We start from the raw sequence: 14,231 nt of genomic DNA, 5'->3' as shown, positions 1-14,231 counted from the left end.
TACTTTACTTCGTAACTACGGGGGCAGGACCCATGCGAACAGGCCAACGCACAACGATGAATGCAGACCAGCAACGGCAGCAAGCTATCAATGAACACCGGTGCATCCCCGGTGATGCCTTTGTGTATGGAGTCGTTACAACCGGCATTTTCTGCCTGCCCACCTGCCCTTCACGTCGTCCACGCAGTGAGAATGTTCGTTTGTTCGATAATGCCAGGGCAGCCCTGCAGAGCGGTTATCGTCCCTGTCGCCGCTGCCACCCTCTGGGGGATTCCCCGTCGCCCATTGTGACCACAGTGATTGCCCTGTGCCGCACCATAGACACGGCGGAACACAAACCCACACTGGCAGAATTGTCCGTGCAATCCGGCTGGAGCCCCTCCCATCTTCAGCGCCAGTTCAAGGCCATTACCGAAATTTCCCCGCATCAATACGGTGTTGCCGTCCGCCGCCGCCGGGTCCGCCAACAGTTACGCGACGAGCAGCCGCTGACCCGCGCCGCACATCACGCCGGCTTTGATTCCAGTAGCCATCTCCATGGCTCCGCCGGGCAAACCTTGGGCATGAAACCGGGACAGTATCGTCAGGCAGGCCAGGGCCTGGCGCTACGCGTCGCCATTGCTGACAGCTCACTGGGCGCCGTGCTGGTGGCAGAAAGCGAAAACGGTATCTGTGCCGTTGCCATGGGCGATGATCCGGATGCCCTGCTGGGCGATTTCGAACAGGAATTCAGCGGTGCAGAACTGTTACCCGGCAACAAGGCATTCGAACAACGTGTCGCCATGGTCATTACGCTGATTGACGCCCCCCTTGGCACACAGGCTCCGCTGCCGGGTGCCCTGCCTGTGGATATACGCGGCACAGCTTTTCAAGAACAGGTGTGGGCCGCGCTCCGGGCTATTCCGGCAGGACAAACCCTTTCCTATCAAGCGTTGGCAGAAACACTGGGGCGACCCACTGCCGCTCGCGCCGTGGCCAGGGCTTGCGCCAGTAACAGGCTGGCGGTACTGGTGCCCTGCCACCGTATTGTCCGTGCCGACGGCGGTCTGTCTGGCTACCGTTGGGGGGTTGAACGCAAGGCCGCCTTGCTCGCCCGGGAACAGGGAAATAAAAAGGCGTGAGCAGCCTCACCCTTGCCTTGCCATCTCACTTTAGTGTGCCTGCTTTCCTCGATTTCCACGGCCGTGACCAGCACGCCATTTCCGAGCAGGTAGAAAGTAATGTGCTTCGCAAGGCCGTGACCCTTGATGGCCGCCCCTGCTTGCTGGCTCTGGATTTCAATCAGCCCGGGCAGGTCCGCGCCACGGCCAGGACACTCACCCGTACCGCATTATCCCGACAGACTCGCGCCATGCTTGGCCTCGACCAAGCTGTGCACACGTTCGAACAAGCGGTTACAGGCCAGGCGACACCACTCGGCCAGCTGGTGGGCAGGCAGCGTGGGCTGCGTGTCCCGCAATCGGCGACCCCGTTCGAGGCATTGAGTTGGGCCATCATCGGGCAACAGATCAGTGTCAGCGCGGCCACCGCAATCCGTCGACGGTTTATTCAGCTGGCGGGGCAAACGAGAATAAGCGACCTGCACTGCTACCCTGACGCCGCCGCGGTGAGCCAGCTGGATGCCAGCGCACTGCGCAGTGTCGGCTTTTCAGCCAGCAAGGCAGAGACGTTATTGACGGTGTCACAGTGCTGCTGTGAGCACGCCCTGCTTCCCGACGCATTACACTCAGAGACCGACGCACAGAGCACGGAGCAGGCCCTGCTTGGCATTCGCGGGCTGGGGCCCTGGAGTGTGAATTACACCCTGTTACGAGGGTATGGCTACCTGGATGGCAGCCTGCACGGCGATGTGGCGGTGCAGAAAGCACTGCAACAGTTGTTGGCCATGAAGGCGCGCCCGACTGCGAAAGCGACCCGGGATTGGCTGGCCGCATTCACGCCATGGCGGGCGCTGGTGGCGGCGCATCTGTGGCAGTCGTTACAGGTGCAAGCCTGAGGCGTTTCAAGCCTTGCGGGCAAGGCGCCAGGCCAGAATAGACATTGGCAACAGCAACGCGATCACCAACAGATAGGGCCAGCGGTGATCCAGGGTGTAGAGGCCGGTTCCCACCAGTGGCCCGACAATAAACCCCAAGGCGGGACAGGCACTGGCCAGGCCCGCCACTCGCCCCTGCTCCTCCGTGGGCACCCGCAGGCTGGCCAGGGACATGATTGCCGGCATGCCAAACCCCAGCCCCAGCCCGACCAGCAGCACCGCCCCGCTCATCAAGGCCTCCGTGTCCGCCAGCCAGAGAATAACGGCACCGGCACCGATACTGGGCACGGCCAGCGCGATCAACAGGGTCGCCGGGGCTTTTAACCACTGCACCACAATCAACTGTCCCGACAGCGATGTCAGTGCGGCCATCATCATGGTCAGCCCCAGCGCCCTCGCCGCTTCGGCAGGACTCATCAGGAACTGGTCCTGAAACAGAAAACCCAGGGTTTGCTGAATCAATGCAAAGCTCATGAACAGCATCACCCCGGTCAGCAACAGGTCGCGCAAGCGCGGGTCTGCATAGGCGGCCAACCCGTGACGCAGCACGGAACGCAGCGGCACCGTGCGTGCCGTGGGGCGGTGTGGTGACGGTGGTAGCCACAGGGCCACGCCGATCGCCATAAGGGCGGTCAGTACGGCCACGCCATAAAGCGGGAACACCAGCGCAACGGCGGCCAGAATACCGCCGGACACCGGGCCGACAACGGTACCAATATTGTTGGCAGCCCCGATGCGGCCCATGCCCTGGGTGCGTTGCTCCGGCGTGGTAATGTCAGCGGTATACGCAGCGGCCGCTGCCGGGGTTGCCGCCATGATGGCGGCCTGAAGCATACGGCTGAGCACCAGAGCCGCCACCAGCCCGGCCCCCACCAATGCCCCGCGCAGGCCCAGATCAAACACCACGGCGAACGACAGCGTACCCAACGAATACCCCGACAGCCCAATCACCATGACCCGCTTGCGACCCAGCGATTCACTCAAGGTGCCCCACACCGGGCTGGCCAGGGCGAACACCAGTGACGAACAACTGATGATCAGCCCTACCTGCATTTCCGTCATACCGGTGGCACGCCCCAATGACGGCAGCAGGGTAAAAACCAGGGTTTGCCCCAATGCTGTCACCGCCACAGCCGCCAACAGCATTGTGTGACTGAAGGTCCGCGAGGTAGGCTTGCCAGCGATTTCGGTGGAAGGGTCAAGCTGTGACATTACAGATTCCGGTTCAAGGTGTGGCAGATTACGCACCGCTGCGGGGCGCATCGCATCAGAGGCTGCTGGCGGACTGGCTGGCCGAGGCGCCTTTTACTCTCGCCATGTCATCCGGCTTTTTCGGTTTTTTTGCCCATTTCGGCACCCTGCGCGCCCTGCTTGAGCACGGTCTGGCACCTGCTCGTTTCTGTGGCTCCAGCGCCGGCGCGCTGGTGGGCGCCTGCGTGGCCTCCGGCGCCAGCATCAATGCCATCGAAGACATGCTGCTCGGTCTGGATCGATCCCAGTTCTGGGACCCCTCCCCCGGGCTGGGTTTGTTATCCGGCCAGGCTTTTCGCCGAATGCTGGCAGGCCTGCTACTACCCACCCAGCGCGTGGAAGATGCCCGCACCCCGCTGGCGGTCTCTGCCTGGCAGGCGAAAAGCCGGCGCACGCAGGTGTTACAACAAGGCAATCTGGTGGAAGCGGTATACGCCTCCTGCGCCGTCCCCTTGCTGTTTCAGCCGGCCCGGATTGGCGGGCGCTACTACTGGGACGGCGGCATTGCCGACCGGCACGGGCTGGCAGCTACCTACCCCGGAGAGCGCGTACTCTATCACCATTTGCAGTCCCGCTCTCCCTGGCGCGGCCCTCACAGCAAGGCTCTGCATCACCCTTCTCGACCGAATCTGATCACCCTTGCCATTGACGGTCTGGTTCGCTCCGGGCCCGGCAAGCTGGAACAGGGGCGCCAGGCCATGCACCAGGCCTATAACGCCACCGGCCGGGCATTGGCCCGGCCGGTGGGGGGTGCGTTGATTATCGAATCGGTTCAGGACGCCTCGCCGTAGAGCGGCTTGGACAGTTCGGCCCAGTCGATCTGCCCATCGTCCACCAGGTTTTCAAACTGCAGGATGCCCAGTTCCTCAAAGCGTGGCCGCACGGAATCGGTGAGCAAACCAATGCGTTTCAGGTTGGGCATAATCCGGGTGAACAGCAGATTACGGAACTGCGCCATGATGGTGGACGACAATACCTGCTCGCGGGCAGCATCCACATCCCAGCCAAAGTGTTCGAATACTTCGGTGCTGATCAATCGCTCCCGCATGACCACACAAGCCTCGAAGGCAAAGTGGGCACGCTCTTCTTTTTCCTCTTCAGACAGTGTCTCAACAAAGTCCTCCAAGTAGTTGACACCAAAGGTAACGTGCCGTGCTTCATCGCGAATAACAAGATGAATGATCTGCTTTAACAAAGGATCCTGGGCAGTCATTTTCAAGGTATTGAATGCGGCCAGCGCCAGCCCTTCGATGATGATCTGCATGCCGATAAACTTCAGGTCCCAGCGGGGATCAGACAGAATCTTGTCCAGCAGGGATTTCAGGTTCGGATTCACCGGGTAGAGAATGCCGATCTTTTCCTGCAGGTAACGGGTGAAGACCTCCACATGGCGCGCTTCATCAAAGGTCTGGCTGGCCGCATAGAGTTTGGCGTCATAGGTGGGCGCGCAGCTGGCCAGCTGGGAGGCCACCAGTAACGCCCCCTGCTCCCCATGTACAAACTGCGCGAGCATCCAGGCCAGGTTGTGCCAACCAAAACGCAGCTTTTCATCCTCACTTAATGCTTCGAAGGTGTCCCAGCCGTGAAACGGGTTGAAGGACTGATCCAGTGGCACTTCGGATTTGGGGAAGCTCTCGGACCAATCCACATCCATGTCCGCATTCCAGTTGAGCTCTTTGCCCAGTTTGTAGAGCTTGCGGATGCGGCCATCGGCGGAAGAATAATCCCAGTTGTAGTGGCCCGTGAGCGGGGTCTGGAATATTTCCACCACATCTTCAACGTGTTGCGCACTCAATTTGTCTTCAATGTCTTCGTGGCCTGGCCCATCCCAGTTGTCGTAAATACTGACCTGAGTAGGCGGCGTGCTGACTTTGGTTATTTTCATGGGCATCCCTTGGTAGCGCTAAGTCATAACTCAACGCTAGGCGGATGCCGGGAAGGGAGCAATGTCGTGATATGACAATTAGCACCGTCCGTGGCGCCTAAACACAATGGATCGGGATCCTTAGTCCGTGCTGCCATCATCAGAGAGGAGGAAGTGAGCGCGGGCAATGGTAATCGGCTCCTGGCGGTTTTTCTGCCAGGCACTGATGTGCACGTTGGCGATACGCCGGCCCAGACGCGTAACGCTGCATTCTGCGTAGGTATTGCGGAACAACCCTGCGCGCAGATAATCGATGGTGAAATCGATGGTTTTCGGCACTTTGGGCTCGCCCATTTGCAGCAGGATGAAGATAATCGCCGCCTGCTCCATAAAACCGGCTACCGCCCCGCCGTGCAGCGCAGGCAAGGTCGGATTGCCTACCACATTGTCGTGCTTGGGCAGCACAAAGGTCAGCTCATCCCCTTGGGCGATGACCTGAATGCCCAGAAACCGTGCATACGGCACCCGGTCGATCAGGGCCTGATAGTCTGCCTCGCCACTGCGGCACTCTTCGATCAGCGTTTTCAATGCTTTCATTGGCCCACCACCGTGCCTGCCTTGTCAATTTTTAGTCGCGTATAGGTTGCCAACCCGGTGGCAATAGGCTCGTCATCCCCCTCTTCTTCCCAGGTCGTTACACTGACAAAAGCCACATGGGTGGTGAGTCGATAGCATTTAGCCTCACACACCACAGCCCGGCCTTTTCCAGGGCTACGCAAATGATCCACCCGAAAATCGATGGTCGGGGTAATCTCAAACGTGGGGAAGGTACGGCAAGTAATCGCCATCCCCCCAGCCTGATCCATCATCGCGAAAATGGCCCCGCCATGCATGACCCCGGTCTCCGGGTTACCGACCAGATCGTCTCGCCAGGGCATTCGGACCCGGACGCATTCTTCAGTAGCGCTGACGACCTCAAGCCCCAGCACAACGGAGTGACGCACGGACTCCAGGAAGCGATTGCATATGTCCAGGCGTGTATACGGCAGTGTTTTTTCTGTCACGGCGGCCAATGTCTCCAGCTGATATCGGGGGCAAGATTAACGGCTGGTGGCTAATCTGCAAGTGTTACCGTTTTACCATAGAAACGGCCATGTTCCCTGCCAGATTTTTCGCCCATTTCAGGAGTAGTTTTAATGGCGACATCACGATTAAAGAACAGCCTGCGAGCCGTTGGCCACATTGTGGAGCGCAGGCGTCACCCGCAACGCTTTATCCAGGTGGATAAATGCCCGTGGGATGAGATTTATCGTGATGGCATTATGGCTGTGCGCCATTACAGCCTCCCGCCGATGGCCGAAATCCCGCTTAACGACGACGTTCTCCCGGTTTCCGCCGACAAGCACCGCATTCCCCTGTTGCTGGTACCAGCGCTGGGCATTCACTGCTGGACCTATGACCTGATGCCCAACCGTTCCATGGTCCGTTATCTGATGGCCCGCGGTTACGACGTGTACCTGGTGGATTGGGGCAAACCGTCCAACGCCAATCGCAGCCTGGACCTGGACACCTACGTCAATCGCTGGCTTCCTTCTGCGGTGGAGGCCGTAAAGACCCATGCGGACACCGAGACCATCAACATGATGGGCTACTGCATGGGCGGGTTGCTGTGTCTGATGTACCTGGGGGGGCACAGTGATGCGCCAGTGCGCAGCCTGATCACCATTGCCAGTCCGGTGAATTTTCACAAAAGTGGACCATTCGGCAAGGCGCTGGGCCTGGCCGCCATTCCCGCCATGCAGGTCCACGACTGGTTCCAGATTCGCCTGGAGCCACTCAGCGACAAGCTATTTCACATTCCCGCCAACCTGCTAACGCTGGGCTTCAAGATGACCAATCCCCCTGGCGTGGTACAGGCTTACATGGATCTGATCCGCAACCTTGGTGACCGTGAATACGTGACCGAGTACATGACCATGGGCCAGTGGTTCAACGATATGGTGGATTATCCCGGTGCGGTGGTCCGCGAGGTCATCGAGAAAATGATTCTGGCCAACAGCCTGGCCAGAGGGAAAATCCGGATCGGCGGCCGCAGCGTGGATTTTTCATCCATTCAGCAGGACCTGCTTTCCTTTGCCGGCATCACCGACAACATTGTCAGCCTGCGCGCAGCAAGGGATGTGATGCATCTTGTCGGCAGCAAGGAGAAGCGCTTCGAGGAAGTACCGGGCGGCCATGCGGGGGTCTTTTCGGGTTCAAAAGCCCCCTCCCACGCCTGGCGCATCAGCGCAGACTGGCTGGTGGCGCGCTCGCAGTAGCCGCGCCACCAAGCCGGGGACATCAGCCCGTTATGGCTGGGCCAGCTCACTCACCCGTTCCGCCATTTGCGTGGCATAGCGATAGAACAGATACGGAATTTTCTGCGTGTTCGGGTCATCCATGCCGGGGATCGATTTGCGCACGAACGCCCAGCGCTGATCGATGAATGCCAGCACATCACGGGCCTGCTCATCCCCCGCATATTTGTCTTTCAGGCTGACCAGCGATTCGTCGATGGCCCGGGCTTCCGCGCCAAAGTCCATGGACTGCAGACCCGTACCGGTTTTCAGGCCCGCCGAGGGAAAGGCTGCCAGGGCGGCATACTCACTGGCCAGACGCTGCATGGCCACGGACAGCTGGGCGATATCCAGGTAGGTTGCATCGCCCGCGACTTCAGCCTTGCGTACCAGCGCATCCACCGCCAGCGTGGTGGTATTGATTTCACTCATGGCGCTATAGTCCGCATAGCCCAATGAGGCCAGCGGGTTGTCCAGAGCACGTTGATCGAGGGCGTCCCAGGATGCCTCCAGTTGCGCCGCAGTGTCTTTCTCGCCGGGCGCGGCTTGCGCCTTAAGCGCATCAAGATGTTGCTCACCATCCGCCAGCAAGGCTTTCAGTGCTGCCCGGTCTTCCGGGTTGTCCCCACGAATCGAGAGCAGATGAAACCCCATCCGAACCCGCCACGCATCTGCCTGAACCAGTGCCAATTCCGTGGCGGACATTGCTGCCTGGCCCCCTGCTGACACCAATAGCAGCGCCGCAACCAGGCCATGTCGAATTTCCTTATTCACCCCGAACTCCCCCTATACATTTGAAACAAGAGCGGCTTGAGACAAGCCACCATCAAAAAACCCCCGCACACATGCGAGGGTCAGCACAAAAGAGCCATCGCTGGCTCCGCCTTATTCAACCGGCCCGAAGCTGGGCTTTTCTACATCCGTGGACGCCAGACTGATTGCCTGACTCATGGTGTCTACCATCTGGTTGGTATAACGATAAATCAGGTACGACACCGCATTTTCATAAAATTTGACCATGGATTCACGGATAAACATCCACTTGACGCCGACCTGGTTCAAGGCTCGGCTGATGGCTTCATCATTGGCATGGTTCTTTTTCGCCGCGGCCAGCATCCGCTCAAACTCAGGCACCGCGTCCTTGAACTCGATACGTCCTTCATCCGAGCCTGACGCCATGCCACCTGCCGGGTCTGCAGCGATATTCAGGTACTCGGAGGTCATGCGCTGGAGGTACGCGGAAAGCTCACGGATATCATCGTACTGGCCTTCGGTCGCGCCGTTGAAGGATTCGATCCGCAGCGACATCTCTGTCGGCAGCTCATTCACATCCTGAATGGTGTAGGCGTTGGTAAAACCTTGCTCGGCCATGGTATTACCCTGGGCCGCCGCTTTTAGAATGCCCCAATTCTTGTCCAGATCGTTAACCAGCGCGCGCTCTTCACTGCCTTCCGCATCCTGGCGTAACGCCGCCATGCCAGACTGTGCCTGGGCGATAGCGTCATCAAGATTGGAAATGTAGGTTTTGCTGCCAACCATGACGGTCAACATGTGAAAATCGGCGCGGACTTTCCACAGCGCCAATTCAAAATCTTCGAGTTCTGCATTGCTGATTGACGCAAATCCCTGCATTGGCAGCAACACCATCGCAATGAGACACCCCAGAAGACGCTTTCTCATAGCTACTCCCTAATAATCGCTATTTTTGTTGTTACTGACTTGTTATGGCTTTATTTATATCGCCAAGTCCGCTCTCCCCGGACCTGGATCACAAGACAATAGCATAAAAGGTAGCAAAAATAGGAGCCTGCGACTAATAGTTATCGAGCGTTAAGCGCCTGCTGTGCCGGCTCCGCCCACCCCTGAGGAAGATGGCCGAGATAAGGCGCAAGAAGGTCGGGCAGGAACCAACCCAACACCAACAAGACCATCATGGATAAAAGCACTAACACATTGATAAACCAGCACAAACCGCCCACCAGCATGACCAAGGTGCTGACCGGTGGATTCGGCGTTCCGAAGCGGTTCATCATGCTGCTGCCATCACCAAGATAGAGATAAAGCTGGAATGGCAAATTGACCAACGGCACAAACGCCAGGATGACCCACCAGCCACTTTTCTCCATATCGTGCAAACGGCGCACCAGAAGTCCAATTTGGTAGACCAACAGCGCCAGCGACACCACTGCGGCGACGCCCCAACCCACCCACTGCGGTAACAGTTCAACGGACAACAACAGAAAAAGCGCAATCAGCAAGCCCGACAGCAGCGCAGCGCCAAACTGGTAACACGCAAACCGCAGGCGGCCAAGCCGCTGCCGCAGGCTGAGCACGGAGAGAGGCTCATAAACAATCATGCCCTTGCCCTGATAACCGGGCTTGAGTGATCCACCCCCGTAGGCGTCATTCATTGTTTTCTCCCCCGGCATCACCCTGCTCATTGCGCCACTGCTGGTAGCGGTCCAGATCCGTGCGGGTCAGTTTAAGTGTGCGCGATATCACGGCAACATCATCCATTAGCCCCAACGCCACAATAGGGTCAGGGATAGCGTCCAGCGGCATCAAAAAATAAACCAGCGCGCCAGTGATCGTTAGCAAGGTACCCCAGGGAACCGTTCGGTATCGCCCGGTTACCCAATCCCGTAGTAACGATGCCAGCAAGATCAGGTCGGCAAAGGTATCTCCCAGCCTGGCCCTGAACTGGTCAGAACGATTGAACACCGCCTGGACCAGCCAGCGGGTGGCCGTGGCAGAACGAAGGATTCGCCCCGCCCGGCGCCGGGCCTCGACCCGGAACGGATTAACCGGCACTGATTTCCCTGAACAGCGCACGGTATTCATCGGTGAGCTTGTGTCGTGGCTGCATATTGACCAGTGGCGTGGCTTTTTCGTGGGACTCTCGCATCACCACGCTGCTGGAAAGCTTGTTGGCAAGAATCGGCAACCCTTCTTCTTCGAGAGACGCCACCAACTCCTGCGGCAAACGAGCCCGAGGCTGGTATTGATTCACCACAATACCTTCCACCTGCAAGTCATCATTGTGGTCTTCCCGGGCTTCCTGAATATTTTCCAGCAGTGTGTAGAGCGCCTTGCGGGAAAACGCATCGCAGTCAAAAGGAATCAGCACCCGGTCTGCCGCAATCAGCGATGACAAGGTATAGAAGTTATACGCAGGCGGGGTATCCACAAAAATTTCGTCGAAATCCTTCGCCAGTGCTTTTAGCAGACCACGCAATTTATAGATCTTGTGTTTGGACTCGAGCATATGTTCGATTTCCCCCAGCTCGCCGTCAGACGGCAACACAAAGAGGTTTTCAAACGGCGTGGCATGCACATAGTCACGCGGATCCTTTTCTTTCAACCGAAAAGACAGGGTCTGTGCAAAGAAAGTCCCGATATTCGGCTTCGGACCGTGGCCGTTGCTGTACGCCGGCATGCCCAACAAATACTGGCTGGCGTTACATTGTGGATCCAGATCGACAACCAGGGTGCGCTTGCCTTCCGACGCGCTGATCGCAGCCAGATTGACCGTGATACTGGACTTCCCCACGCCCCCTTTCTGATTGAACACCACTCTACGCATTCCTTGTTCTCCTTAAACAGCAAGTATTGGCGTTGCCGAATCATACACAGCCTGCAAAGCCACTCACAGTGCCAAAGCGACAGCCACGACTTGCCGTTCAGACTGTCCACAGAAACTGTGGATAACCTGGTGAATAACCGCTGAGCGAAATCGGCAAACCGGGATGAACCAGACGCAGGTTACGGTTCGATTAAAAAACACTCAAATTAAACGCTGGCACGAAATCTATTTACTTTCCCTTGCCGAGATTTATCAGGGGAGCTAAAAGTAAACACAATGTTTCACCTCGACGCATCACTTGCCTGCGTCGTTCACGGCTATTTTCAGGTGTCTTATATGTCTCAGCCATTTTGCGTGCCACCACGGACAAGCACTCTCAAGGCCATCCCCGGTGATGCGGGGCTGCCCCTTATCGGCCATACACTGGGTTTTATGCGCGATCCGATCGGATTAATGCGCAAACGCTACGACACCTATGGCCCGGTATCCTGGAGCAGCGTGTTTGGTTTACGCATGATCCAGATGCTCGGCCCCGACGCCAACCAGTTCGTTATGCTTAATCGCGGTGACCTGTTTTCCAATCATGATGGCTGGGATTATTTTATCGGCCGTTTTTTTCATCGCGGCATCATGTTGCTGGATTTCGAGGAGCACCGCTGGCACCGCAAGATCATGCAGCAAGCCTTTAACAAGGACGTGCTGAAAGGCTATCTCGACCGCATGGGGCCACACATCGCCAGCGGAATTGAGGACTGGCACAGCATCAATCAATTCAAGGTGCTTTCAGAGGTAAAGCAGTTGACCCTGGATCTGGCCACGGATGTGTTTATGGGCTATGAGCTGGGGCCGGAAGCAGACTCCCTCAACAAGGCCTTCGTGGATACGGTCCGTGCTGGCACCGCCATCGTGCGCACCAACGTGCCCGGGCTGCGCTGGTCCAAAGGGCTTAAAGGCCGACGCGTTCTGGAAGCGTTTTTCCGCAAGGAACTACCCGCCAAGCGCGCCAGCCAGGAGTCGGACCTGTTCAGCGCGCTGTGCCATGCCAGCACCGAGGACGGTGAGCGATTCAGCGACGATGATGTGGTCAACCACATGATATTTCTGATGATGGCCGCCCACGACACCACCACGATCACCCTCTCCACACTCTTCTATTATCTCGCCAAGAACCCAGAATGGCAGGAGCGGCTACGCGTAGAGAGCCGTGCCTTGAACAAGCGGGAGCTGGACTATGACGATCTACCCAGGCTGGAAGGTATCAGCCTGGCCATGAAGGAAGCCCTGCGGCTATGTTCCCCGGTGCCCTCCCTGCCCCGCAAGACTGTGAAGGATGTGGAGTATGAGGGGTTCTTTATTCCCGCAGGCAGCTTTATCAATGTGGTGCCCTACTTCACCCATTATATGGAAGAGTATTGGCCAGACCCGGAGCGGTTCGACCCGGAGCGCTTCAGCCCCGAACGGCGTGAAGACAAGGTGCATCCCTATGCCTGGATGCCTTTTGGTGGCGGCGCCCACAAGTGCATCGGCCTGCACTTTGCCGACCTGCAAGTGAAAGCGGTTCTGCACCAGGTATTACTTAATTATCGCTGGTCGGTACCCGATGACTACGAAATGCCGGTGGACACCAGCAGCCTGCCGGTGCCCGCCGATGGTTTGCCGGTAAAACTGGAAAAGCTTAGATGAGCAACGAGTCGCGAGTCGCGAAAAGCCGAAAAAATCACGCTGGAATTCTCGGTTTTGTTTTTAGAAACTCGCTTCTCGTAACGCGATACTCACTGCCATCAAGCCGTGACCAATACCGCCTGACGCAGGGTTACCAGTTCTTCCGCCGCGGTTGGATGAATCCCCACGGTGGCATCAAAATCAGACTTGGTGGCGCCCATCTTGATAGCCACCGCAAAGCCCTGTGTAATCTCGGCTGAGTCTTCACCGGCCATATGCAGACCAAGTACCTTGTCGGTGGCATCGTCCACAATCAGCTTGATCAGTGAACGCTCCTGCTTGTCACCCAGGGTATAACGCATGGGCCGGAACGCACTTTTATACACCCGCACCGCCGGCACACGAGCTAACGCCTGTTCTTCCGTCAGGCCCACCGTGCCAATATTGGGGTGGCTGAATACGGCCGTGGCAATGTTGTGATAATCCATCGCCGCCTCAGGCTTGTGCTCCCCATAGAGTTGCGCCGCCAGCCACATACCCTCTGCAAGTGCCACCGGCGTTAATTGCACACGATCGATCACGTCGCCAAGCGCATAAAGTCCCTCAACACTGGTCGCAAAGCCGTCATCCACCTTGATAGCACCGCCCTCTGTCATGGCCGGCGCAGCACCCTCAGCAAACAGGTCATCCAGCTTGGGGATGCGCCCGGTGGCGTAGAACACTTCATCAAATACCGCCTGCTCGCCGCCTTGATAGGTAACGTGTTTCTCACCGTTAATCGCCTCAATGCTGGCAACGTCCGCATTGAATTTCAGGGTTACGCCCTGCTCCTTCATCTGTTCAGCGATAAACTCACGAATGTCCTGATCGAAGCCACGCAGGAACAGATCACCACGGTAGACCTGCGTCACCTGGCAGCCCAGGCCGTGCAGGATGCCCGCAAACTCCGTGGCGATGTAGCCACCACCCACCACGGCCACACGCTTGGGAAGCGTGTCCAGATAGAACAGGTCGTCGGAGATGCGCACATGTTCACGGCCTGGCAGGTCTGGCACGAAGGGCTTGCCACCCACTGCCACCAGAATATGGCGGGCCGTCAACACGGTTTCACCGACGGAGACCTTGCCACCACCCAATACCTGCCCGTGACCTTCAAAAATCGTCACCCCGGCCTGATTCAGGATCCGCTGGTAGATACCGTTCAACCGGCTGATTTCACGGCTCTTGTTATCACGCAGTGTGGGCCAGTCAAACTCCCAGCCTTTCACGGTGTAGCCATAATCCTCAGCCAGCGCAAATTCCTGGGGAAAATGGCTGCCGTACGAAAACAGCTTCTTGGGCACGCAACCGACATTCACACAGGTGCCCCCGAAAAAGCGCTCTTCGATAATCGCAACGTTGGCACCATGGGAGGCAGCCATGCGGGCGGCGCGTACACCACCTGAACCGGCACCGATTACGACAAGATCAAATTCCGTGGTCACTGAAAACTCCTTTGTA

15 protein-coding genes are annotated in these 14,231 nt (G+C 57.8%); 5 read left to right on the top strand and 10 right to left on the bottom strand.

The annotated features are described in order from the left end of the window. Positions 1–32: 32 nt before the first annotated feature. A complete protein-coding gene (gene ada / locus F1529_RS13230; protein ID WP_230457793.1) occupies positions 33–1,121 on the top strand; it encodes a bifunctional DNA-binding transcriptional regulator/O6-methylguanine-DNA methyltransferase Ada in 1,089 nt (362 codons plus the stop codon). Then, positions 1,118–1,996 (top strand): DNA-3-methyladenine glycosylase, encoded by an 879-nt coding sequence (locus F1529_RS13225; RefSeq protein ID WP_370457022.1) that lies wholly within the window; start codon positions 1,118–1,120, stop codon positions 1,994–1,996. The genes ada and F1529_RS13225 overlap by 4 nt, the downstream gene beginning before the upstream one ends. A gap of 6 nt (positions 1,997–2,002) precedes the next feature. On the opposite strand, the gene F1529_RS13220 is transcribed toward F1529_RS13225, so the two are convergent. Beyond that, entirely contained in the window at positions 2,003–3,247 is a 1,245-nt protein-coding gene (locus F1529_RS13220) for an MFS transporter (protein ID WP_230457792.1), read from the bottom strand. Between F1529_RS13220 and F1529_RS13215 the strand changes: the two genes are divergently transcribed. After that, positions 3,241–4,077, top strand: a complete 837-nt coding sequence (locus tag F1529_RS13215) for a patatin-like phospholipase family protein (protein WP_370457021.1) — start codon at positions 3,241–3,243, stop codon at positions 4,075–4,077. The genes F1529_RS13220 and F1529_RS13215 overlap by 7 nt on opposite strands. Here F1529_RS13215 and F1529_RS13210 read toward each other — a convergent pair. The 3 genes from F1529_RS13210 to F1529_RS13200 all read right to left on the bottom strand — a co-directional run bounded on the left by F1529_RS13210 (position 4,059) and on the right by F1529_RS13200 (position 6,214). Continuing rightward, positions 4,059–5,171: a ferritin-like domain-containing protein gene (locus F1529_RS13210; RefSeq protein WP_039925956.1), complete on the bottom strand. Its 1,113-nt coding sequence runs from the start codon at positions 5,169–5,171 to the stop codon at positions 4,059–4,061. The two genes, F1529_RS13215 and F1529_RS13210, sit on opposite strands and share 19 nt — an antisense overlap. A gap of 120 nt (positions 5,172–5,291) precedes the next feature. Next, on the bottom strand, positions 5,292–5,747 hold the full coding sequence (locus F1529_RS13205) for a PaaI family thioesterase (RefSeq protein WP_007148885.1): 456 nt from the start codon (positions 5,745–5,747) through the stop codon (positions 5,292–5,294). Continuing rightward, positions 5,744–6,214, bottom strand: coding sequence for a PaaI family thioesterase (locus tag F1529_RS13200; protein ID WP_366140606.1), 471 nt, complete (start codon positions 6,212–6,214; stop codon positions 5,744–5,746). Before F1529_RS13200 ends, F1529_RS13205 begins: the two co-directional genes overlap by 4 nt. A gap of 132 nt (positions 6,215–6,346) precedes the next feature. Here F1529_RS13200 and F1529_RS13195 point away from each other — a divergent pair, with 132 nt between their 5' ends. After that, positions 6,347–7,468 (top strand): alpha/beta fold hydrolase, encoded by a 1,122-nt coding sequence (locus F1529_RS13195; RefSeq protein ID WP_155135339.1) that lies wholly within the window; start codon positions 6,347–6,349, stop codon positions 7,466–7,468. Positions 7,469–7,498: 30 nt separating this feature from the next. Here F1529_RS13195 and F1529_RS13190 read toward each other — a convergent pair whose 3' ends face one another. The 5 genes from F1529_RS13190 to F1529_RS13170 form a co-directional block, all read right to left on the bottom strand. After that, positions 7,499–8,260, bottom strand: a complete 762-nt coding sequence (locus F1529_RS13190; protein WP_370457020.1) for a hypothetical protein — start codon at positions 8,258–8,260, stop codon at positions 7,499–7,501. Between the two features lie 111 nt (positions 8,261–8,371). Continuing rightward, positions 8,372–9,166 carry a hypothetical protein gene (locus tag F1529_RS13185; protein ID WP_039925958.1) on the bottom strand — a complete coding sequence of 265 codons (795 nt, stop codon included), beginning with the start codon at positions 9,164–9,166 and terminating at the stop codon, positions 8,372–8,374. 140 nt (positions 9,167–9,306) lie between these two features. After that, entirely contained in the window at positions 9,307–9,897 is a 591-nt protein-coding gene (locus F1529_RS13180) for a DUF805 domain-containing protein (RefSeq protein ID WP_155135338.1), read from the bottom strand. Then, on the bottom strand, positions 9,890–10,297 hold the full coding sequence (locus tag F1529_RS13175) for a YkvA family protein (protein WP_370457019.1): 408 nt from the start codon (positions 10,295–10,297) through the stop codon (positions 9,890–9,892). The genes F1529_RS13180 and F1529_RS13175 overlap by 8 nt, the downstream gene beginning before the upstream one ends. Next, on the bottom strand, positions 10,287–11,069 hold the full coding sequence (locus F1529_RS13170) for a ParA family protein (RefSeq protein WP_039925960.1): 783 nt from the start codon (positions 11,067–11,069) through the stop codon (positions 10,287–10,289). The genes F1529_RS13175 and F1529_RS13170 overlap by 11 nt, the downstream gene beginning before the upstream one ends. A gap of 336 nt (positions 11,070–11,405) precedes the next feature. Between F1529_RS13170 and F1529_RS13165 the strand changes: the two genes are divergently transcribed. Continuing rightward, complete coding sequence (locus tag F1529_RS13165; protein WP_155135336.1) at positions 11,406–12,752, top strand: cytochrome P450; 1,347 nt, start codon at positions 11,406–11,408, stop codon at positions 12,750–12,752. A 98-nt stretch (positions 12,753–12,850) separates the two neighbouring features. Here F1529_RS13165 and gorA read toward each other — a convergent pair whose 3' ends face one another. Beyond that, on the bottom strand, positions 12,851–14,215 hold the full coding sequence (gorA, locus tag F1529_RS13160) for a glutathione-disulfide reductase (RefSeq protein WP_370457018.1): 1,365 nt from the start codon (positions 14,213–14,215) through the stop codon (positions 12,851–12,853). Positions 14,216–14,231 lie beyond the last annotated feature (16 nt).

The organism is Alcanivorax sp. VBW004 (assembly GCF_009718865.1).
GTDB lineage: Bacteria > Pseudomonadota > Gammaproteobacteria > Pseudomonadales > Alcanivoracaceae > Alcanivorax.
Note: the sequence above shows the minus strand (reverse complement) of the source record. Positions and strands in the feature narration are given on the sequence as shown.

Excerpts from the sequence above, each read along its gene's own strand:
- ada (WP_230457793.1), top strand. The coding sequence starts at position 33 with ATGCGAACAGGCCAACGCACAACGATGAATGCAGACCAGCAACGGCAG.
- F1529_RS13220 (WP_230457792.1), bottom strand. The coding sequence starts at position 3,247 with ATGTCACAGCTTGACCCTTCCACCGAAATCGCTGGCAAGCCTACCTCG.
- F1529_RS13210 (WP_039925956.1), bottom strand. The coding sequence starts at position 5,171 with ATGAAAATAACCAAAGTCAGCACGCCGCCTACTCAGGTCAGTATTTAC.
- F1529_RS13205 (WP_007148885.1), bottom strand. The coding sequence starts at position 5,747 with ATGAAAGCATTGAAAACGCTGATCGAAGAGTGCCGCAGTGGCGAGGCA.
- F1529_RS13195 (WP_155135339.1), top strand. The coding sequence starts at position 6,347 with ATGGCGACATCACGATTAAAGAACAGCCTGCGAGCCGTTGGCCACATT.
- F1529_RS13185 (WP_039925958.1), bottom strand. The coding sequence starts at position 9,166 with ATGAGAAAGCGTCTTCTGGGGTGTCTCATTGCGATGGTGTTGCTGCCA.
- F1529_RS13180 (WP_155135338.1), bottom strand. The coding sequence starts at position 9,897 with ATGAATGACGCCTACGGGGGTGGATCACTCAAGCCCGGTTATCAGGGC.
- F1529_RS13170 (WP_039925960.1), bottom strand. The coding sequence starts at position 11,069 with ATGCGTAGAGTGGTGTTCAATCAGAAAGGGGGCGTGGGGAAGTCCAGT.
- F1529_RS13165 (WP_155135336.1), top strand. The coding sequence starts at position 11,406 with ATGTCTCAGCCATTTTGCGTGCCACCACGGACAAGCACTCTCAAGGCC.